The organism is Cupriavidus sp. BIS7 (assembly GCF_000292345.1).
GTDB lineage: Bacteria > Pseudomonadota > Gammaproteobacteria > Burkholderiales > Burkholderiaceae > Cupriavidus.
In genome coordinates this window covers 1-20,659 of sequence record NZ_ALOU01000057.1, presented here as the reverse complement: position 1 = coordinate 20,659, position 20,659 = coordinate 1, and the positions used below count along the sequence as shown (strand labels likewise).

The following is a 20,659-nucleotide window of genomic DNA, read 5'->3' as shown; positions in this document are numbered from 1 at the left end:
GGCCAGCGCCTGGCGCACGGCCGAACTGGAGATGCGGATACCGCCTTCGGAAACCGAGCCCATCTGCTCGACATCGAAACCGAACTGCCGGCCGGCTTCCTGCAGATACGCATAATCGCCGGCGCGCTTTGCGCCGAAACGGAAGTCGTCGCCAACCAGTACCCAGCGCGCATGCAGCCCGTGCCAGAGCACGTTCTCGACAAAGGCCTGCGGCGACTGGGCGGCGAAATGGGCGTTGAAGTGTTCCACCACCACGCGGTCCACGCCATTGCGGCGCAACGCGTCGAGCTTGTCACGCAACAGTGCGATGCGCGTGGGAGCGTGCTCCGGGGCGAAGAATTCGCGCGGGTGCGGTTCGAACGTCATCACGCACAGCGGCAGGCCGCGCGCGTCGGCGGCCGCACGGGCGCGCGCGAGCAGCGACTGGTGGCCGCGATGCACACCGTCGAAATTGCCGATGGTGAGCGCGCAGGGCGCCCGGCTTTCGGCGTTGGGCAGACCGCGGAAGACTTTCACAAGAACGGCGGACGAGCGTTTTGGGGAAAGGGGGCATTATAAGGCGAACGGGCGGGCTTGCTCCCCAAAAGCCTGCCGGATGCCCAATTTGGCGGCAGACCGCGCCGCTCTCGTCCGCACGTTACCCACAAACGTGGCGCTTTTGGCAAATTTGTGCACGATCGGGGCGCCCCGCAATGGCGCAGCGCCGCAAAAATCGGCATGATATGGCCGATTCACGACAAATCCGCGCGATGGATGCAATGGCGGGCGCCAAGCCGGTGCCGCCTTGCAGCCGATGAACGTCGCCTAACATGCCAGGCCACAATTGAACGCGCTGCTCAACAAGATCCTGCCCCCGCCCGGGCCACAACTGGACACCGAGACACGGGCCAAGCTGCTGGCCACCGTCCATCGCGTCTCTCCCACCGGCATTGCATCGTCCGCGCTGCTGCCGGCGTTGACCGCCTACACGTTCTGGAACGAAGCCAACCATCTGGCGCTGCTGATCTGGTGCGCCATCATGCTGCTCCTGACCACCGGCGGCACATGGTTCTACCTCGGGTTCCAGCGCGACATCGGCAAATTGAGCCGTTCGGCGCACACGCGCAAATGGTGGAACAACATGCGCGCGATTGCGTTCCTGACCGGGCTGACCTGGGGGAGTTCGGCGCTGCTTCATCTCTACAGCTCGTCGGTGGTGTTCTCGAGCGTGCTGTACCTGCTGACGCTTGGCGTGCTGGCCGGCGGTGCCACGTCGCAGTCGCCAATTCCATCGAATCTTGTCTTTGCCGGGGTGCCGATCCTGGTTCCCAACGTCCTGCTGGCCAGCTTTGCCTTCCCCGGCCATGGCACGTATGTGCAGTTGCTGCTGGCGATCTATGCGCTGATGCTTGCACGTCACTCGCTGAACCTGCAGCACACGCTGGTGCGCGCCATCCAGCTTGAATCGGAAAGTCGGCGGCTGGCCAAGCAATTCCAGGAGGAGAAGGAACGTGCACTTCACGCAAGTGAAGAGAAATCACGCTTCCTGGCCGCCGCAAGTCACGACCTTCGCCAGCCGGTGCACGCGCTCGTGATGCTGGTCGAAGCGTTGCGTGCGCGCAACCAATCGAGCTCTCTCCACCCGCTGGTCGAACAGGTGGCAGCCGGAACCCAGACCATCGACCTGCTGTTCCGCTCGCTGCTGGACCTGTCCAAGCTCGAGGGCCGCAAGGTCCTGCCGACGCTGGAGCCGTGCGAACTCAATTCGCTGATCCATGATGTGATGAGCCAGTTCGCGGCCGATGCACGAGAAAGCGGTCTGACACTGACGCCACGCGTGCCCGACGAACTGTTCGCCATGGCCGAACCGGTGCTACTGCGGCGAGCGCTGTTCAACCTCGTGCAGAACGCGCTGCGCTACACGAAGCGGGGCGGCATCCTGGTCACCGCACGGCAGCGTCGCAAGCACGTGCGGCTGGAGGTCTGGGATACCGGCGCGGGCATTACGCCAGAGCATCTGCCGGAGATCTTCTCGCCGTACTACCAGGTCCACAACCCGCAGCGAGATCCTTCGCAGGGGCTTGGCCTCGGGCTTGCCATCTTCCGGGAATGCGTGCGGCTGATGCGCGGGACGTACGGCGTCCGCTCGGTGCCTGGCAAGGGCTCCGTGTTCTGGTTCGCGCTGGCTCCGGTGCCCGCCGAGACCGTGGCCAATGTGCGTGCGATGCGTGCCAATGCCCAGGCCGAGGAAGCGCGGCAGGATCGTCTGCGCGGCACCGTGCTGGTGGTCGATGACGACAGCCAGATCCGCAAGGCATGGATTGCGCTGATGGAGGCATGGGGTATCCGCGTAGCGTGCGCCGCGCACGGCGAGGAGGCGGACCGCCTGTTTGCCAAGGGCTTGAAGCCGGACATCATCTTCTGCGACCTGCGCCTGCCCGGCAACGAAAATGGACTCGACCTGCTCGAGCGCTGGCAGACCACCCAGCCCCAGGCGCGCAGCGCGCTGCTGACGGGGGACCTGAAGTCCGCGGCATTGCAGGCGGCCGAGGAGGCCGGTTACTTTGTGTTGTCGAAGCCCGTGGATCCTGCCAATTTGCGCATGCTGTTGCGCCGCTGGCTAACGACTTCCTAGAGGCCGTTTCAAAAAGATTCTGGCGTTGTTGCGGGGCCTTGCCGTACTACTTGTACTGTCTGCGGCCCCACGCCTAGCCAGAACCGCTGCGCTTCATTTTGAAACAGCCTCTTAGAAAACAACAACGCCGCCTATGGGCGGCGTTGTTGTTTGGGCCGGTGAGGGCTTTACTGGCGCAGGCGGAACCGCTCCATGCGCGACATGACCTGCATGCGCGTGCGCACGCCAAGCCGTTGCAGGATGGCGGAGACGTGTTCCTTCACGGTGTTCTCGGTCAGGCCCAGCTTGCGTGCGATGACCTTGTTCGGCAGCCCTTCTAGCACGAGTGCAAGTACCGAGCCCTGGCGCGGCGTGAGGCCGAGTTCGGCTGGCGTGACAGGAATGCCGTGTGCGGGGCCGAATGACTGCGAGCGGCCGGACAGGGCCTCGTCCGAGGGAAAGCTGGTGTCACCCGCCAGAACCTTGCGCACGGCTGCCGTGAAGGCATTGGCGTCGAGGTGCTTGCCGACGAAGCCGCAGGCCGACAGCGCGCGGGCGCGGCCGACGATTTCCGGCGTGGCTTCGGCCGACATGAAGATGAAGCGCGCGCCCGGGATCACGGTCTTGAACGACTGCATGGCATCGAAGCCGGTACCATCGTTCAGCCAGATGTCGAGCAGCACGATATCGGGACGTAGCCCCTGGTTCAGGGAGTGGAGGGCTTCCTTGGCGCTGCCAGCAGCATGGACGGCAACGTCGGGCATCACTTCTGCCAGGAAGGCAGTGGTGCCCGAAAGAGCCATAGGATGATCATCGACCACCAACAAAGTCGGTGCAGCGTTCAACATGCGTATTCCCGTCTAAGTTCCCGTTTCGCCCTTGTTGTCACCGTCTTCTCGTAAAAGCGGCGCGTGGGCGTAGGGCCCACTCTAACAGAGCGGGTTGCACGTCACAATCCGTCGAACAGGGGTATTGGGACTGGTGGCGTGCGTGTTGTTGTTGCCCCCTGTGCGTTTGGCGCTAATTAAGTACCTAATGAGCACGCTTTGCAAGTCTTTGGACCACAGCTTGGTAGAATCGCGGCGATGAAAAATATTGTCATATTGATTTCCGGGCGCGGCTCCAATATGGAAGCCATTGTCCGGGCCTGCGCTGCCGAGCGATGGCCGGCGCGCGTGGCTGCGGTGCTGTCGAACCGGCCAGATGCTTCGGGCCTGCAGTTCGCGGCCAGCCACGGTATTGCCACCGGCGTGGTGGATCACAAGCAGTTCTCCGATCGGGAGACTTTCGATGCGGCGATGCGCGATGCCATCGACGCCTATCAGCCCGACCTCGTTGTGCTGGCGGGCTTCATGCGTATCCTGACGCCCGGCTTCGTCGAGCATTACGCCGGGCGCATGCTCAATATCCATCCGTCGCTGCTGCCCAGTTTTCCCGGGCTGCACACGCACCGGCAAGCGCTCGACGCGGGCGTCAAGCTGCACGGTGCAACGGTGCACTTCGTTACGCCGGAACTCGATCACGGCCCGATCGTGGTGCAGGCAGCACTTGATGTTCTGCCTGGCGATACACCGGAGTCTCTGGCCGATCGTTTGCTCGATAGCGAACATGTCATTTACCCGCGCGCAGTGCGCTGGTTCGTAGAAGACCGTCTGCATCTGCAGAACGGTGTCGTTCAAGTTCAACCGGCCGAACCCCAATGGTTCATGGCCATCTCGCCCCAAGCGGCAGGAAATCAGCCATGAGTCGCAATCCCGCAACAGCCCAGGAAAACCGCCAGCGCCCGCGTTCGGGCAAGGGCAAATCCAGCCCGATCCGCAAGGCGGCCGGCAATCGTCCGCAAGGCGCCGACGGTGCCCAGCGCACGCACGGCGCTCTGCAGGCCTTCCACCTGCAGCACATCGATCGGCTGCTCGGCAAGGTGCTGCTGTTCGCGCGCCCGTCCGACGCGGTGGTCAGCCATTACTTCCGGGAAAATAACAAACTTGGTCATCGCGATCGCGGCATCATCGCCGAAGCAATATTCGCAGTGTTGCGCCGACGCGTCGAATTTGGTCAGTTTGCGGAAAGTGGCACTGGTTCGGCCACGCGCCGCCTTGGCCTGCTGGGCCTGGCTGCAACGCTCGGACGCGATGTGCTGTCGCCGTTCCTTTATCCGGACGAGGCCGAGTGGCTGGACCGGCTGACCACGATCGAACGCGCAAGCCTGGCTCCGCGCGTGCGCGCCAACCTGCCCGAGTGGCTCTACGACGATCTGCATGCACGTCATGGCGAGGCGTTTACGGCTGCGCTCGGCGATGCGTGGCTGCGTCCCGCGCCGCTGGACCTGCGCGTGAATACCGCCAAGCTGTCCCGCGAGGAAGCCCTGGCTGAACTCGAGACCGCAGGCATCGCGGCCGAGCCGACGCCGATGGCGCCCGCCGGCATTCGTCTCAAGGGCAAGCCCGCGCTGAACCAGCTTCCGCTGTTCATCAACGGCGGCGTGGAAGTCCAGGACGAGGGCAGCCAGTTGCTGTGCCATCTGCTGGCGCCGAAGCGTGGCGAGATGGTTGTCGATTTCTGCGCGGGCGCGGGCGGCAAGACGCTGGCGCTGGGCGTGGCAATGCGCTCGACCGGGCGGCTCTACGCGTTCGACGTATCGGAAAAGCGCCTGGCTAACCTGAAGCCGCGCCTGGCCCGTAGCGGGCTGTCGAATGTGCATCCGGTGCTGATCGACTCGGAGCGCGATGCCAAGGTCAAGCGCCTGGCAGGCAAGATCGATCGCGTGCTCGTGGATGCGCCCTGCAGCGGGCTGGGCACGCTGCGCCGCAACCCGGACCTGAAGTGGCGCCAGAACCCCGAGTCGGTGCTGGAACTGACCGCCAAGCAAGCGTCGATCCTGGACGCGGCCGCGAAGCTGGTGAAGGGTGGTGGCCGTGTCGTGTACGCCACTTGCAGCGTGCTGGAAGCCGAAAACGAAGCGATCATCCGCAATTTCCTGGCTGCCCACGACAACTTCCGCCTGGTGCCGGTGGCCGAGGTGCTGGCCGAGCAGAAGATCGCGGTGCCTGAATTGCCGGCAGAAGGCGGCATGTTGGCGCTGTATCCGCACATCCATCAGACCGATGGCTTCTTTGCCGCCGTGCTGGAACGCACCCGTTGATGGCAGATAGTTCGCTGATGAACCCGGATACGCTGGCCGACCTGAAGCGTTCGCACTCGGTGTTCGGCAAGATGCTGGACGACCTGATTCACGATGCGGGCGGTCCGGGCTTTTTCTGGCAGCTCGGCGTACTGGCCGCCTGCCTGTTGATTGCATGGCCGCTGGCGCGGCACGTGGTCAAGCGGCTTGAAGCGCGCTACGAGACATCGAGCTTCTCGTTGCGCCTGGCCGCGGTCAGCCTCGAGCGCGCCATGTTTCCGCTGTTCGGCTGGGTGCTGGTGATGGTGGCGCGCTTCGCGCTGGCCCCGATGATGTCGATCAGCGTACTGCGGCTGGCCCTGGTACCGCTGTTTGGCATCACTTCGCTGTATGTGACCTTTTACATACTTCGACGTGTGATGTCCGGCCATGGCCAGTTGCACGGCATGGTGGTGCTGGTGGAGAAGGTGCTGACCACGCTGGTCTGGATCGGCATGGCGCTGTATGTGCTCGGCGTGCTGCCCGACGTGATCGCGTGGATGGAGAACGTACGTTTCTCGATCGGCGGCAAGCAGCATATCAACCTGGCCGACTCACTGATGGCCGTGGTCTGGATTCTGCTGACCGTGCTTGCGGCGATGTGGTTTGGATCGTGGCTGGAAGAGCGCCTGATGCGCGCGACCACGCTCGATTCGAACCTGAAGGTCGTGCTCACGCGCATCGCCAAGGCCCTGCTGCTGCTGGTCTCGCTGCTGCTGAGCCTGTCGCTGGTGGGGATCGACCTGACCGTGCTGTCAGTGTTCGGCGGCGCGCTTGGTGTGGGTCTGGGTTTTGGTCTGCAGAAGATCGCCAGCAACTACATCTCGGGTTTCATCATCCTGCTGGATCGCTCGGTCAAGCTTGGTGACCAGATCACGGTCGACAAATACACCGGCATCGTGTCGCAGATCCGCACGCGCTATACGGTCGTGCGCAACGGCGACGGCGAAACGCTTGTGCCGAATGAGCAACTTGTCGCGCAATCGGTGCAGAATCATTCGTTCTCCGGAACCAACGTGCGCGTGGCCACGCGGGTTCAGGCCGATTACGCCGCAGATCCGGAAATGGTGATCCAGTTGCTGCAGGACTGTGTGCGTGGTTTGCCACGCGTGCTGGAGCAACCGGCGCCCGCCGCGTTCCTGGTGACCTTCGCCGACAGCGGCATCGAGTACGAGGCTGCCGTGTACATCGCTGATCCGCAAAACGGCAAACTGGGCGTGCAGTCGGCGATGAACCGGGCGATCTGGCGCGCGTTCTCCGAAAATGGCATCTCGATCCCATACCCGCAGCGTGAATTGCGCGTGCTGGGTACGAACCCGGCTGCAGTGGCGGGTACGGCACTGGATTGAACCCGGATTGAACGAATCCCGATGCCGGGGCTCAAAGTCGGGGAAATAGCGGATGTCCGCTCCGCCGCGATCCGGTAGAATAGCGGGTTGAACGCGGATTTGCAGACAGTAAAACCGCCGTCCCCGCTCCAGACAACCGCCAGATTGCAGCGGTTCGTGCCCAGGCCCGGCTCCCTGCCAAATCCGCAGGAATGCGCCAGCGCCAGAAAGCTATAGCAATCGCTGACTTTGCAGTCCTTTTTCTGCGCGTTAGGCGCGTCGCACCGTGGTGCCGCGCTGCAACCCTCGTATTAAGACGGAGAACATAGTTTGTTCGACTCAATTCTTGACTGGGCCGCTAACGGCCTCGCCAACTGGTCCTGGTGGGAGATCGTGATCTTCACGCTCGTGATGACGCACATCACGATCGCCAGCGTGACCATCTTCCTGCACCGCTGCATGGCGCACCGGTCGCTGGACCTGCATCCGGTGGCCCAGCATTTCTTCCGTTTCTGGCTGTGGATGACCACGGGCATGGTGACCAAGGAGTGGACCGCGATCCACCGCAAGCACCACGCCAAGTGCGAAACCGAAGACGACCCCCACAGCCCGCAGACGCGCGGTATCCGCAAGGTGCTGCTGGAAGGCGCCGAACTCTATCGCGCCGAGGCCAAGAACAAGGAAACGATCACCAAGTTCGGCCACGGCACGCCCAATGACTGGGTCGAGCGCAACGTGTACTCGCGCTTCGCCTGGCAGGGCGTGGGCCTGATGCTGATCATCGACCTCGCGCTGTTCGGCCTGGTCGGCATGTCCGTGTGGGCCGTGCAGATGCTGTGGATTCCGATCCACGCCGCCGGCATCATCAACGGCCTGGGCCACTACTGGGGCTATCGCAACTACGACTGCGAAGATGCGTCGACCAACGTGTCGCCGTGGGGCTTCATCATTGGCGGCGAGGAACTGCACAACAACCACCATACGTATCCGACGTCGGCCAAGTTCTCGATCAAGTGGTATGAGATCGACGTGGGTTGGTGGTACATCCGTGCAATGCAGTCGGTTGGGCTGGCCAAGGTCAAGAAGACCCCGCCCAAGGCCCGTCTGGTCGAGGCGCGCCCGGTGGATCACAACACGCTGGAAGCGATCATCGCCAACCGCTATGACGTGATGGCCCGCTACGCCAAGACGCTCAAGACCGCATACAAGGATGAACTGCGCAAGCAGAAGGAAGGCGGCACCCCCGAGTACCTGAGCTTCAAGCCGGCCCGCAAGTGGTTCCACCGCGAGGAAACCAAGCTGGCCGCCCCGCAGCGCCAGCAACTGGCCACGATCGTCGAGCAGAACAAGATGCTGAACACGTTCGTGGAAATGCGTCGCGAACTGGCTGTGATCTGGGGCCGTTCGAATATGACGCGCGAGCAACTGCTGGCCCAGCTTCAGGGCTGGTGCCACCGCGCCGAGGCCAGCGGCATTCAGGCGCTGCAGGAGTTTTCGCTGCGCCTGCGCCGGTACGCCTGATACAATTCCGGCGCGCCCGTCATGGCTACAAAGCCCCGCCCCCGGCGGGGCTTTTCTTTTCGCTAAACTCCCCCATGTCTTGGCACAGACCGTGCGTCCAGAGCGCGGCAGCCAACGGGTGCACCGAGGAGTACTGCAGAGATGACCCCACAATCGATCAAGACCGTCGAGTTCGAGAAACCGAACCTGGCGGATGCCGAATCTGCCGCCGGCGGCAGCTGTGTTGCGCACGCCTGGGCCAAGGTGCCCCCGGTGCTGACCCCGGATGAGCGCCACGCGCTCAAGGACCGTATCCGCAGGTTGCTGAAAGAACGCAATGCGGTACTGGTGGCGCATTACTACGTTGACGCCGATCTGCAGGACCTCGCCGAGGAAACCGGCGGCTGCGTGTCCGATTCGCTCGAGATGGCCCGTTTCGGCCGCGACCACGAAGCCAGCACGCTCGTTGTGGCCGGCGTGCGCTTCATGGGCGAGACCGCCAAGATCCTGAGCCCCGAAAAAACGATCCTGATGCCGGATCTGGATGCCACCTGCTCGCTGGACCTCGGTTGCCCGGCTGACGAGTTCACGGCGTTTTGCGATGCGCACCCCGATCGGACGGTCGTCGTTTATGCAAATACCAGCGCGGCCGTGAAGGCGCGTGCCGACTGGATGGTGACGTCCAGCATCGGGCTGAAGATCGTCGAGCATCTGCACGCCCGCGGCGAGAAGATCCTGTGGGCGCCGGACAAGCACCTGGGCAGCTATATCCAGAAGCAGACCGGTGCTGACATGCTGCTGTGGCAGGGCTCTTGCCTCGTGCATGACGAGTTCAAGGGCATCGAGCTTGACCTGCTGCGCCGCGAGCACCCGAAGGCAAAGATCCTGGTCCATCCGGAATCGCCGGAGAGCGTGGTGGCACAGGCCGACATGGTCGGTTCCACAAGCCAGCTGATTGCCGCTGCCCAGCAACTCGACGCCAACGAATTCATCGTGGCCACCGACAACGGCATCCTGCACAAGATGCGCATGGCTGCGCCGGGCAAGATGTTTATCGAGGCCCCGACAGCCGGCAACAGCGCCACCTGCAAGAGCTGCGCGCATTGCCCCTGGATGGCCATGAACGCGCTGACCAACCTGGCCGAAGTCCTCGAGACCGGCCGCAACGAAGTGCATGTCGATGCCGGGATCGGCCAGCGCGCCGTCACCTGCATCAACCGCATGCTCGACTTCGCCGCCCATCAGAAGGCCAATGTGCGTCCCGCGGCCGACCTTGCCAAGGAAGCCGCATTGTTCAGCGGAGTGGGCCCGGCATGAGCGTGAATCCAATATTCGACAGCTACGGTCCTGCCTTGCAGGCGGCATTGGCCGCCAACGTCAATGCGGCGATTGCCGAGGATGTGGGCTCCGGCGACCTGACGGGCCTGCTTGTGCCCGCGGACAAGCCGGTCCATGCACGTGTGATCGTGCGCGAGTCGGCTGTGCTGTGCGGCCGGCCGTGGTTCGAGGCCTGCATGAATGCCGTCGACGAACGGCTGCGGGTGAAGTGGCACAAGGAAGAGGGCGCACGGCTCGCCCCGGACGATGTGGTCTGCGAGATCACCGGGCCCGCGCGTGCACTGCTGACCGCCGAACGGCCGTCGCTGAACTTCCTGCAGCTACTCTCCGGTGTGGCCACGGTCACGCGCCGTTATGCCGATCTGATCGCCGATACGCGGGCGCGCGTGCTCGATACGCGCAAGACGCTGCCGGGCCTGCGCCTGGCGCAGAAGTATGCGGTGAAGATTGGTGGCGGCGAGAACCAGCGTCTGGCGCTGTATGACGGCATCCTGATCAAGGAAAACCATATCGCGGCGGCTGGCAGCATCACGGCTGCGATGGAGGCGGCGCTGGCGCTGGGTACCGATGCCTCGATCCAGATCGAGGTCGAGTCGATTGCCGAACTTGAGGAGGCGCTGGCAGCCGGTGCGAAGTCGGTGCTGATCGACAACTTCACGCTTGAAATGATGCGTGAGGCCGTGGCGATCAATCACGAGCGTGCGCTGCTCGAGGTGTCGGGCGGGGTCAACTACGAGACGATTCGCAAGTTCGCCGAAACCGGTGTTGATCGCATCTCGGTCGGCGCACTCACCAAGGACGTGCGCGCGACCGATTACTCGTTGCGCATCATCGGCTGATCGGATCGCAACCGATCCGATCGATCAGCCCTTGCGTTGGCGGGTCGCACGACCCGTCAACGGTTGCAGTACGCTCGGAAGCGCCTTCGGCAGCGTATCCGGGTAGTCGCGGCTGTAGTGCAGGCCTCGGCTTTCATGGCGCGAGTAGGCGCTGTCAACGATCAGCGACGCCACTTCCACGAGGTTGCGCAATTCAAGCAGGTCACGCGTGACGCGGAAATTCGCGTAGTACTCGGCGATTTCCTCGCGCAGCAGGCCGATGCGGTGCTCCGCGCGTTCCAGCCGCTTGTCGGTGCGTACGATGCCGACGTAGTTCCACATCATGCGGCGCAGTTCATCCCAGTTGTGCGAGACAACCACCTCCTCGTCCGCATCCGACACGCGGCTGGCATCCCATGCCGGCAACGCGATATCCGGGGCGCCAGCCTTGCCCTGCGCGGCGATATCCGCAGCCGCAGCCTGGCCGATCACCATGCATTCGAGCAGCGAATTCGACGCCAGCCGGTTGGCGCCATGCAAGCCCGTGCAGCCCGTTTCGCCAACGGCATAGAGGTTGCCGATGTCGGTGCGGCCCGCCGTATCGGTGACAACACCGCCGCAGGTGTAGTGCGCCGCCGGCACCACGGGGATCGGCTCGTGTGCGATGTCGATGCCGAGTTCCAGGCAGCGTGCATGAATCGTCGGGAAGTGTTCCTTCAGGAATGACTCGGGCTGGTGCGTGATGTCGAGATACACGCAGTCCAGGCCGCGTTTCTTCATCTCGAAGTCGATGGCCCGCGCCACCACGTCGCGCGGCGCAAGTTCGGCGCGCGAGTCGTGCTCGGGCATGAAACGCGTGCCATCGGGCAGCTTCAGCAGCCCGCCTTCACCACGCACCGCCTCGGAAATCAGGAACGACTTCGCGTAGGGGTGATACAGGCAGGTCGGATGGAACTGGATGAACTCCATGTTCGATACCCTGCAGCCCGCGCGCCAGGCCATGGCGATGCCGTCGCCGGTGGCCGTATCCGGATTCGTCGTGTAGAGATAGACCTTGCCCGCGCCGCCCGCGGCCAGCACCGTATGCGTGGCCGTGATCGTGCGCACCTCTTCCGTGGGCACGTCCAGCACGTACAGCCCGTAGCAGCGGTTTCCAGGCAGCCCCAGCTTGGCCGACGTTATCAGGTCGACTGCAAACTGGTTCTCCAGGATCGTGATGTTCGGATGCTGACGCGCCTGTTCGGCCAGCGTGCTCACCACGGCGTGCCCGGTGGCATCGGCGGCGTGGATGATGCGGCGACGGCTGTGGCCGCCTTCGCGCGTCAGGTGAAAGCCAAGTTCGGCCTGGTCGTCCCGCGTGAACGGCACGCCGCGGTCGATCAGCCACTGGATGGCTTCGCGGCCGTGCTCCACGATGAAGCGCGTCGCTTCTTCGTCGCACAGCCCTGCACCGGCAACGAGTGTGTCCTGCGTGTGCTCGTCATGGCTGTCGCCCGAGTCAAGCACCGCGGCGATTCCGCCCTGTGCCCAGTCGCTTGCCCCCGTTGTCATGGCTTGTTTGCTGAGGATGACAACCCGGTGGGTATCGGCAAGCTGCAGCGCGACGGTGAGGCCGGCCAGCCCGCTGCCGACGATCGCGACATCGTAGTTCATGGTGCAGGGATCGCGCGAGGGCGAAAGAGCGTTGGGGGAAAGCTGGCAAGTCTACACCCACATGCATCAGACTGTGACACCTTTCCCTTGTGGGGCAACGGCTGGCGCGGGCAGGGCGGCGTTCCGGCGTGCGCCACAAAGCAAAAAGCCCCGCGGAAAGGCGGGGCTTTTGGCTGAAGACCGTCGATCAATTACTTGATCTTGGTTTCCTTGTAAGGCACATGCTTACGGGCGACGGGATCGAACTTCGAGATCTCCATCTTTTCCGGCATGGTGCGCTTGTTCTTGGTGGTCGTGTAGAAGTGACCCGTACCTGCGGTCGATTCCAACTTGATCTTGTCGCGTCCGCCTTTGCTGGCCATGGTGTACTCCTAATTAGACTTCGCCGCGTGCGCGCAGGTCTGCGAGCACGGCGTCGATGCCTTTCTTGTCGATCAGGCGCAGACCGGCGTTCGAGACGCGCAGGCTCACCCAGCGGTTTTCCGATTCAACGAAGAAGCGGCGGTTCTGCAGATTGGGCAGAAAACGGCGCTTGGTCTTGTTGTTTGCGTGGGAAACGTTGTTGCCGACCATCGGCGCTTTCCCGGTCACTTGACAGACGCGTGCCATGAAGCACTCCTAAATCTTATTCGTGGACAATGTTCGCAACAGATCAACAAAAGGCGCGCGGGCCCGGACTGCAGCGGATTGGTACTTCAGCGAAACGAACATTATAGACCGGAAGCGAGCGGCGAATCAATGCCTTCCGACACATTCGGAAGCGGGTGTTGCGCCGTGCTGCCTGCGTCACGTCTTGGGGCTGACGCCGAAGGCCGGTCATGTTCTGCCATCGACTGGACATCGATGCGGGCCACAATGTACTGGGGCTGCGGTGCGATGTCCAGTGCATTCGGCCTGCGTTCTTCGCAAGCTTTTCCGACATGCGAGCGCGGGCGCGCCGGCGGCGGAGGCCCCAGTCGCATACAATGGCGGCTGTTGACCGGTTGATTCCCATGACTTTGCAAACTACTGCGGCGCAAGCCGACCGCGGCGCCGCGCCTGCGCGCAAGACCGTCCAGGCGGACTCCTTCCTGACGCTTCATTACAGCATCGCCCTTGAAAACGGCACCGAAGTGGTGAGCACGTTCGAGGAAAAGCCCGCCACGCTGCTGCTTGGCCAGGGCCAGCTTGCGCCCACGCTGGAGCAAGCCTTGCTGGGCATGCCCGAGGGGGACCGCACCACCTACCGTCTGGCGCCGGAACACGCATTCGGCCCGCGCAATCCCGAGTTGCTGCAGTGGGTCTCGCTGGCCACGCTGCGCGAGAACAGCTCGTTCGAGGAAGACTACACCCCGGGCGATCTCGTCGAGTTCAATGCGCCCGGCGGCGGCAAGTACGCCGGCGTGCTCAAGGAGTGCAGCGAGACTGCGGCGCTCTTCGATTTCAACCACCCGCTGGCCGGACAGACGATCCTGTTCGATGTCCAGTTGATCGGAATTCTCTGATGTCTGCCGTTGTGATGGAACGCAGCATGACCGAAATCGCTATTCCTACCGACGCCGAGATCCTGATGGCGCAGCCGCGTGGCTTCTGCGCGGGCGTGGATCGCGCGATCGAGATCGTCGAACGCGCGCTGGCGCTGTTCGGCGCGCCAATCTATGTGCGTCACGAAATTGTCCACAACGCCTACGTGGTGGCAGACCTGCGCAAGAAGGGCGCAGTCTTCGTCGATGAACTCGACGAAGTGCCGCCCGGCGCGACGGTCATCTTCAGCGCCCACGGCGTGTCGAAGGAAGTGCGTGCCGATGCCACCGCACGCGGCCTGACCGTGTTCGATGCCACGTGCCCGCTCGTGACCAAGGTGCACGTGGAAGTGGGCAAGATGCGCGGCGAGGGCTGCGAGATCATCATGATCGGCCACAAGGGGCACCCCGAAGTGGAAGGCACGATGGGCCAGTCCGAACAGGGCATGCTGCTCGTGGAATCGGTCGAGGACGTCAATCGGCTGGTTGTGTCCGATCCGATGCAACTGGCCTATGTCACGCAGACCACGCTGTCGGTGGACGAAACCGCCGAGATCGTGATCGCGCTGAAGGCCCGCTTCCCGCACATCCGCGAGCCCAAGAAGCAGGACATCTGCTATGCCACGCAGAACCGCCAGGACGCCGTGAAGTTCATGGTGCCGCAGGTGGAAGTGGTGATCGTGGTGGGCAGCCCGAACAGCTCGAACTCCAGCCGCCTGCGCGAACTGGCTGACCGCCTGGGCGTGCCGGCCTACATGGTCGACGATCCGGACCAGCTCAAGCCTGAATGGGTCGCCGGCAAGCGCCGCATTGGCCTGACCGCTGGCGCCTCCGCGCCCGAGGCACTGGCGCAGGCGATCGTCGAGCGCCTGCGTGCCTTCGGCGTGAAGAACGTGCGCGCGCTGGAAGGCGTGGAGGAGAACATGGCGTTCCCGCTGCCACGCGGCCTGGCCAGCGTATCGGTGCAGTCCTGATCTGCGCTGACCGCTCTCCCAACTGATATCCAGGCCGATCCGCGCCTGAGCCAGTTCTGAGGCCCTGCCTCCGCCCTGCATCTCTACCGGGCACCGTTCCGCAGCCGCGTGACGGTGCCCGCGTCCGAAGTTCCTCCCCCTGAAATTCGTTGCATATCTCGTGCACTTCAATGGTGCGCGATTTCGTTTCTGCTGTACGAGATTCTGCAGACATTTGCCCTGGCGCAATGCCATTGCAACCCGCTTTCGCTTATTAATACGTTTCTCACGTGTCTTAACACGCAGACAATATCAGGGTAATCCCCGGGGATCGGGTTTTCCCTATTATGGTGCTGGTCTATATTCTGCACATTAGAGAGGTCACCCGGCATTTGAAATGAAATGCCTAATTAATAGTGAGGCATTATATGTGGCGCCGGCAATGCTTGTCCGGTGGCGCCAGCGCCGCACTAGGGGTGCCGGGCATGATTCTTGTAAGGTATGTGACGGGTCTGCCAAGTGGGCGGAGATTGCCCCATTCTGTGCATTGGGGAAATTCCCTAGCTCATTTGGCGGGTAAATGGTTCAGGTTGTTGCGTCGCGTATTGCATCTGCAAAGAAAGGGGATACAATGCGCGCGTTTCAAATTGAAACTAAACAAAGGCGGTCCAGGGAATGCGTCCGGGAGGCGTGTTTTATTTCCCTGTTTTTGTGAATCCTAGGAGATCACTCATGCAATTCACGTTTGCCAAGATTCTGCCGATCGCGGCCGCTGTGGCGCTGGTCACTGCATGTGGCAAGAAAGAAGAAAAGCCGGCTGAGTCGGCCGCACCGGCACCTGCTGCCACGGCGGCTGCCGACACGAGCGGCGGTGAGACCATCGTCAAGATCGGTCATGCTGCGCCTCTGACCGGCGGCATTGCCCACCTTGGCAAGGACAACGAGAACGGCGCCCGCCTGGCCGTGGAAGAGGTCAACAAGGAAGGCCTGACCATCAACGGCAAGAAGATCAAGCTGGAACTGATCGGCGAAGACGATGCCGCCGATCCGAAGACCGGCACCGCCGTGGCCCAGAAGCTGGTGGACGCGCACGTCGTTGCCGTGGTGGGTCACCTGAATTCGGGCGTGTCGATCCCGGCCTCGAAGATTTACAGCGATGCCGGCATCACCCAGATCTCGCCGTCGTCGACCAACCCTGACTACACCAAGCAGGGCTTCAAGACCACCTACCGCGTGGTGGCTACCGATGCCCAGCAAGGTCCGGCCCTGGCCAACTACGCCGCCAAGACCCTGCATGCCAAGTCCGTGGCCATCGTTGACGATGCCACCGCCTACGGCAAGGGCCTGGCCGACGAGTTCGAGAAGACCGCGAAGGCCGACGGCGTGAACGTTGTGGCACGTGAAGCCACCAACGACAAGGCCACCGACTTCAAGGCCATTCTGACCAAGATCAAGGGCAAGAAGCCGGACGTGATCATGTACGGCGGCATGGATGCCACCGGCGGTCCGTTCGCCAAGCAGGCCAAGGAACTCGGCATCACGTCGAAGATCGTTGGCGGTGATGGTGTCTGTACCGACAAGGTGGCCGAGCTGGCCGGCGATGCCGTGTCCAACATCATCTGCTCGGAAGCCGGTCTGGCACTGTCGAAGATGGAGAAGGGCGCCGACTTCGAGAAGCGCTACCAGGCTCGTTTCAACGCCCCGGTGCAGATCTACGCGCCGTTCACCTATGACGCCGTGATGGTGATCGTCGACGCGATGAAGCGCGCCAACTCGACCGACCCGGCTGCCATCCTCGCTGAAATGCCGAAGACGAACTACAAGGGCGTGATCGGCAACATCGCCTTCGACGAGAAGGGCGACATGAAGGAAGGCACCATCACGCTGTACGACTACAAGGACAAGAAGAAGTCCGTCCTCGACGTCGTGAAGATGTAACCAGGGCTTACCGGCCCATATGAACGGCACCGTACATACATGGCGGTGCCGTTCTTTTTAGTCTCGCCATCGTGTTGACAGCATCCTTACCATGGGTGGAACAGGGCGGGCGGCACACCAGCAGAGTTTTTACCACTACCCGACCTATCCAACATTACCGTCCCAACCGAGGCATCCACACCATGCCGGCGGAACGGGGCTGAAGCAGGAGTTTTCATGGATATCTTTATCCAGCAGATCGTGAACGGTCTGGTGCTCGGCAGCATCTACGCGCTGATTGCACTGGGCTACACCATGGTCTACGGCATTCTGGGCATCATCAACTTCGCGCACGGCGATGTGCTGATGATTGGCGCGCTGACCGCTTTGTCGGCAATCACGGGGCTGCAGAAATACGCTCCCGGCCTGCCCGATTGGCTGACGCTGGTGATCGCTACGCTGATCGCCATGCCCGTCTGTGCAGTTCTGGCTTATACGATTGAACGCGTGGCCTACAGGCCGTTGCGCAATGCGCCGCGACTGGCTCCGCTGATTACCGCGATCGGTGTCTCGATCATCCTCCAGACCATGGGGATGCTGATCTGGTCGCGCAACCCGCTGACGTTCCCGCAGCTGCTGCCGTCGGACCCGATCGACATCGGCTCCACCGGCGCCACGATTACCGGCAAGGAAATCGTCATCATCGGCCTGGCCGTGATGGTGATGGCTGGCCTGCTGGCCCTGGTGAACCGCACCAAGCTCGGCCGCGCCATGCGCGCCACCGCCGAGAACCAGAAGGTGGCGGGCCTGATGGGCGTCAACCCGAACTTCGTGATTTCGGCCACGTTCATGATCGGCGCCACGCTCGCGGCGCTGGCCGGCGTGATGATGGCCACCAACTACGGCAACGCCCACTTCTACATGGGCTTCATCCCGGGCCTGAAGGCGTTCACCGCCGCAGTGCTTGGCGGCATCGGCAACCTGGCCGGCGCGATGGTCGGCGGCATGCTGCTGGGCCTGATCGAAGCACTTGGCGCGGGCTATATCGGCGACCTGACCAATGGTGTGTTCGGATCGAACTACCAGGACGTGTTCGCCTTTATCGTGCTGATTATCGTACTTGTGTTCCGTCCGTCCGGCATCATGGGCGAACGTGTGGCTGACCGCGCCTGAGGGGAGAGAATCCATGAATACTCCGATTCCATCCACGGCCGTGGCGGCGCCGTCGCGCATCCCGGCCAAGACGCTGGCTGCGCTGGTCGGCTTCCTTGTGGTGGCGCTGTGTGCGCCGTTCTTCGTCCAGACCTTTGGCGGCAACTACTGGGTGCGCGTGCTTGACTTCGCGCTGCTCTACATCATGCTGGCGCTGGGCCTGAACATCGTGGTCGGCTTTGCCGGCCTGCTTGACCTGGGCTACATCGCGTTCTACGCGGTGGGGGCCTACATGATGGCGCTGCTCGGTTCGCCACACCTGTCCAACCAGTTCGAGTGGATCCACAACCTGTTCCCCCACGGGCTTCACCTGTCGATGTGGTTCGTGCTGCCGATCGCGGTGCTCGTGGCGGCCACGTTCGGCGTGCTGCTGGGTGCGCCAACGCTGAAACTGCGTGGTGATTACCTGGCCATCGTGACACTGGGTTTTGGCGAGATCGTCCGGATCTTCATGAACAACCTGGACCGTCCGCTGAACATCACCAACGGTCCCAAGGGCATCACGGCAGTGGATCCGGTCCACATCTTCGGCTTCGACTTCTCGAAGTCGCACGAGATATTCGGGCTCAAGTTCACGCCGGTGTTCATGTACTACTACCTGTTGGTGGCGCTGGTCATTGTCATCGTGTTCATTTGTATCCGCCTGCAGAACTCGCGTATCGGTCGCGCGTTCGTGGCGATCCGTGAAGACGAGGTCGCCGCCAAGGCGATGGGCATCAACACCCGCAACATCAAGCTGCTGGCCTTTGCCATGGGCGCCTCGTTTGGGGGTGCGTCGGGTGCAACATTCGGCGCGTTCCAGGGCTTCGTCTCGCCGGAATCGTTCACGCTGTGGGAATCGATCTACGTGCTCGCCATCGTGGTGCTGGGCGGCATGGGCCACATCCCGGGCGTGATCCTGGGCGGCATCCTGCTGGTCGGCTTCCAGGAACTGCTGCGCGCCGTGGCCGAGCCAATCCAGACCGGTCTGTTCGGCCAGGTCATCGTCGATGCCGAAGTGCTGCGCCAGTTGTTGTTCGGTCTGGCCCTGGTGGGCGTGATGCTGTATCGCCCGGCGGGCTTGTGGCCATCGCCACGCAAGGAGGACCGCCCGGTGGCGCGTCGTGCCGGCAGCGTCGGTCGTTTCTGAACAGGAGGACAACATGAGCAATTCCGATTTCCTCCTGTCCGTACAGGGGGTCAACAAGCGTTTCGGCGGCCTGCAGGCGCTGTCCGATGTGGGCCTGCAGATCAAGCCCGGTGAGATCTATGGTCTGATTGGCCCGAACGGCGCCGGCAAGACCACGTTCTTCAACGTGATCACGGGTCTGTACACGCCGGACTCCGGCGAGTTCGTGCTGGGTGGCAAGCCTTACCAGCCGACGGCCGTGCACGAAGTGGCCAAGACCGGCATCGCGCGCACGTTCCAGAATATCCGTCTGTTCGGTGACATGACCGCGCTGGAAAACGTGATGGTCGGGCGCCACGTGCGTACCAAGGCCGGTCTGTTCGGCGCCATCTTCCGTCCGCCTTCGGTGCGCAAGGAAGAAGAGGGCATCGAGGACATGGCCCACGATCTGCTCGACTACGTCGGCATCGGCAAGTACGCCAACTTCACGTCGCGCAACCTGTCGTACGGCCACCAGCGCCGCCTGGAGATTGCGCGCGCGCTGGCCACGGAGCCGAAGCTGCTGGCACTGGACGAACCGGCCGCCGGCATGAACGCCACCGAAAAGGTGGAGCTGCGCGGCCTGCTGGAGAAGATCAAGAACGATGGCAAGACCATCCTGTTGATCGAACACGACGTGAAGCTAGTGATGGGCCTGTGCAACCGGCTCACCGTGCTCGACTACGGCAAGGTCATCGCGCAGGGCCTGCCGCAGGAAGTGCAAAGCAATCCTGCCGTGATCGAGGCATACCTCGGCGCAGCGGCGCACTGAGGCGGGAGAGAAGCAAATGACACAGACGATTCTGAAGATTTCCGGCCTGAAGGTGGCCTACGGCGGCATTCAGGCCGTCAAGGGCGTGGACCTGGAGATCAAAGACGGCGAGCTCGTGACGCTGATCGGCGCCAACGGTGCCGGCAAGACCACCACCATGAAGGCCATCACCGGCCTGCAGGGCTGGGCCGGCGGCGACGTGGAGTACATGGGCAAGTCGATCAAGGGCGTGCCCAGCTACGTGTTGCTCAAGCAGGGCCTGGCGATGGTGCCGGAAGGCCGCGGCGTGTTCGCACGCATGACGATCACCGAGAACCTGCAGATGGGTGCGTACACGCGTAACGACGAGGCCGGTATCAAGGCCGATATCGACCGCATGTTCGAAACGTTCCCGCGCCTGAAGGAACGCGCCAACCAGCTTGCCGGCACGATGTCGGGCGGCGAACAGCAGATGCTGGCCATGGCCCGCGCGCTGATGAGCCAGCCGAAGCTGCTGCTGCTGGACGAACCTTCGATGGGACTCTCGCCGATCATGGTCGAGAAGATCTTCGAGGTGGTGCGCACCGTGTCGTCGCAGGGCGTGCCCGTGCTGCTGGTCGAGCAGAACGCGCGCCTGGCGCTGCAGGCGGCCCACCGTGGCTACGTGATGGAGTCTGGCCTCATCACGATGAGCGGCGACGCCAAGCAGATGCTCGACGACCCGAAGGTGCGTGCGGCTTATCTGGGCGAATAGAACACCGACGGTGTTCTCCCCTTATATGAACAC

Annotated in this window: 19 protein-coding genes; 14 read left to right on the top strand and 5 right to left on the bottom strand. The window is 62.9% G+C overall.

Annotation, left to right across the window (positions count from 1 at the left end; all coding sequences use genetic code 11):
* On the bottom strand, window positions 1-516 hold a 516-nt coding region (locus tag B552_RS0119185; RefSeq protein ID WP_019450672.1), incomplete at its 3' end, for an adenylyltransferase/cytidyltransferase family protein.
* A 307-nt stretch (window positions 517-823) separates the two neighbouring features.
* Here B552_RS0119185 and B552_RS0119180 point away from each other — a divergent pair.
* Window positions 824-2,614: a hybrid sensor histidine kinase/response regulator gene (locus tag B552_RS0119180; protein WP_019450671.1), complete on the top strand. Its 1,791-nt coding sequence runs from the start codon at window positions 824-826 to the stop codon at window positions 2,612-2,614.
* Between the two features lie 167 nt (window positions 2,615-2,781).
* Here the strand turns inward: B552_RS0119180 and B552_RS0119175 are convergent, their stop codons facing one another.
* Window positions 2,782-3,441 (bottom strand): response regulator transcription factor, encoded by a 660-nt coding sequence (locus B552_RS0119175; protein WP_019450670.1) that lies wholly within the window; start codon window positions 3,439-3,441, stop codon window positions 2,782-2,784.
* Window positions 3,442-3,678: 237 nt separating this feature from the next.
* On the opposite strand from B552_RS0119175, the gene purN reads away from it, so the two are divergent.
* The 6 genes from purN to nadC all read left to right on the top strand — a co-directional run bounded on the left by purN (window position 3,679) and on the right by nadC (window position 10,758).
* The gene (gene purN / locus B552_RS0119170; RefSeq protein WP_026035824.1) at window positions 3,679-4,338 is read left to right on the top strand and encodes a phosphoribosylglycinamide formyltransferase; all 660 of its coding nucleotides are present in this window, start codon (window positions 3,679-3,681) and stop codon (window positions 4,336-4,338) included.
* Window positions 4,335-5,735: an RsmB/NOP family class I SAM-dependent RNA methyltransferase gene (locus B552_RS0119165; RefSeq protein ID WP_019450668.1), complete on the top strand. Its 1,401-nt coding sequence runs from the start codon at window positions 4,335-4,337 to the stop codon at window positions 5,733-5,735. Before purN ends, B552_RS0119165 begins: the two co-directional genes overlap by 4 nt.
* Before the next feature lie 17 nt (window positions 5,736-5,752).
* Entirely contained in the window at window positions 5,753-7,102 is a 1,350-nt protein-coding gene (locus B552_RS0119160; protein WP_035880085.1) for a mechanosensitive ion channel domain-containing protein, read from the top strand.
* A 309-nt stretch (window positions 7,103-7,411) separates the two neighbouring features.
* Window positions 7,412-8,602 carry an acyl-CoA desaturase gene (locus B552_RS0119155; protein WP_019450666.1) on the top strand — a complete coding sequence of 397 codons (1,191 nt, stop codon included), beginning with the start codon at window positions 7,412-7,414 and terminating at the stop codon, window positions 8,600-8,602.
* 141 nt (window positions 8,603-8,743) lie between these two features.
* Window positions 8,744-9,898 (top strand): quinolinate synthase NadA, encoded by a 1,155-nt coding sequence (gene nadA / locus B552_RS0119150; protein WP_019450665.1) that lies wholly within the window; start codon window positions 8,744-8,746, stop codon window positions 9,896-9,898.
* Complete coding sequence (nadC, locus tag B552_RS0119145; RefSeq protein ID WP_019450664.1) at window positions 9,895-10,758, top strand: carboxylating nicotinate-nucleotide diphosphorylase; 864 nt, start codon at window positions 9,895-9,897, stop codon at window positions 10,756-10,758. The genes nadA and nadC overlap by 4 nt, the downstream gene beginning before the upstream one ends.
* A gap of 24 nt (window positions 10,759-10,782) precedes the next feature.
* Here the strand turns inward: nadC and nadB are convergent, their stop codons facing one another.
* The 3 genes from nadB to rpmB all read right to left on the bottom strand — a co-directional run bounded on the left by nadB (window position 10,783) and on the right by rpmB (window position 12,999).
* Entirely contained in the window at window positions 10,783-12,390 is a 1,608-nt protein-coding gene (gene nadB / locus B552_RS0119140; RefSeq protein WP_019450663.1) for an L-aspartate oxidase, read from the bottom strand.
* 191 nt (window positions 12,391-12,581) lie between these two features.
* Window positions 12,582-12,752 carry a 50S ribosomal protein L33 gene (rpmG, locus tag B552_RS0119135; protein WP_008644909.1) on the bottom strand — a complete coding sequence of 57 codons (171 nt, stop codon included), beginning with the start codon at window positions 12,750-12,752 and terminating at the stop codon, window positions 12,582-12,584.
* A gap of 13 nt (window positions 12,753-12,765) precedes the next feature.
* Complete coding sequence (rpmB, locus tag B552_RS0119130) at window positions 12,766-12,999, bottom strand: 50S ribosomal protein L28 (RefSeq protein ID WP_008644908.1); 234 nt, start codon at window positions 12,997-12,999, stop codon at window positions 12,766-12,768.
* Between the two features lie 383 nt (window positions 13,000-13,382).
* Here rpmB and B552_RS0119125 point away from each other — a divergent pair, with 383 nt between their 5' ends.
* The 7 genes from B552_RS0119125 (at window position 13,383) to B552_RS0119095 (ending at window position 20,626) form a co-directional block, all read left to right on the top strand.
* Window positions 13,383-13,874, top strand: a complete 492-nt coding sequence (locus B552_RS0119125; RefSeq protein WP_026035823.1) for a peptidylprolyl isomerase — start codon at window positions 13,383-13,385, stop codon at window positions 13,872-13,874.
* Complete coding sequence (gene ispH, locus B552_RS0119120; protein WP_019450661.1) at window positions 13,874-14,866, top strand: 4-hydroxy-3-methylbut-2-enyl diphosphate reductase; 993 nt, start codon at window positions 13,874-13,876, stop codon at window positions 14,864-14,866. The genes B552_RS0119125 and ispH overlap by 1 nt, the downstream gene beginning before the upstream one ends.
* Before the next feature lie 711 nt (window positions 14,867-15,577).
* Window positions 15,578-16,783 carry a branched-chain amino acid ABC transporter substrate-binding protein gene (locus B552_RS0119115; RefSeq protein ID WP_019450660.1) on the top strand — a complete coding sequence of 402 codons (1,206 nt, stop codon included), beginning with the start codon at window positions 15,578-15,580 and terminating at the stop codon, window positions 16,781-16,783.
* Window positions 16,784-16,999: 216 nt separating this feature from the next.
* A complete protein-coding gene (locus tag B552_RS0119110; RefSeq protein WP_019450659.1) occupies window positions 17,000-17,935 on the top strand; it encodes a branched-chain amino acid ABC transporter permease in 936 nt (311 codons plus the stop codon).
* A 13-nt stretch (window positions 17,936-17,948) separates the two neighbouring features.
* Window positions 17,949-19,103 (top strand): ABC transporter ATP-binding protein, encoded by a 1,155-nt coding sequence (locus tag B552_RS0119105; RefSeq protein WP_019450658.1) that lies wholly within the window; start codon window positions 17,949-17,951, stop codon window positions 19,101-19,103.
* A gap of 13 nt (window positions 19,104-19,116) precedes the next feature.
* Window positions 19,117-19,893: an ABC transporter ATP-binding protein gene (locus B552_RS0119100; protein WP_019450657.1), complete on the top strand. Its 777-nt coding sequence runs from the start codon at window positions 19,117-19,119 to the stop codon at window positions 19,891-19,893.
* Between the two features lie 16 nt (window positions 19,894-19,909).
* Entirely contained in the window at window positions 19,910-20,626 is a 717-nt protein-coding gene (locus B552_RS0119095) for an ABC transporter ATP-binding protein (protein ID WP_019450656.1), read from the top strand.
* The last annotated feature ends 33 nt before the right edge of the window (window positions 20,627-20,659 follow it).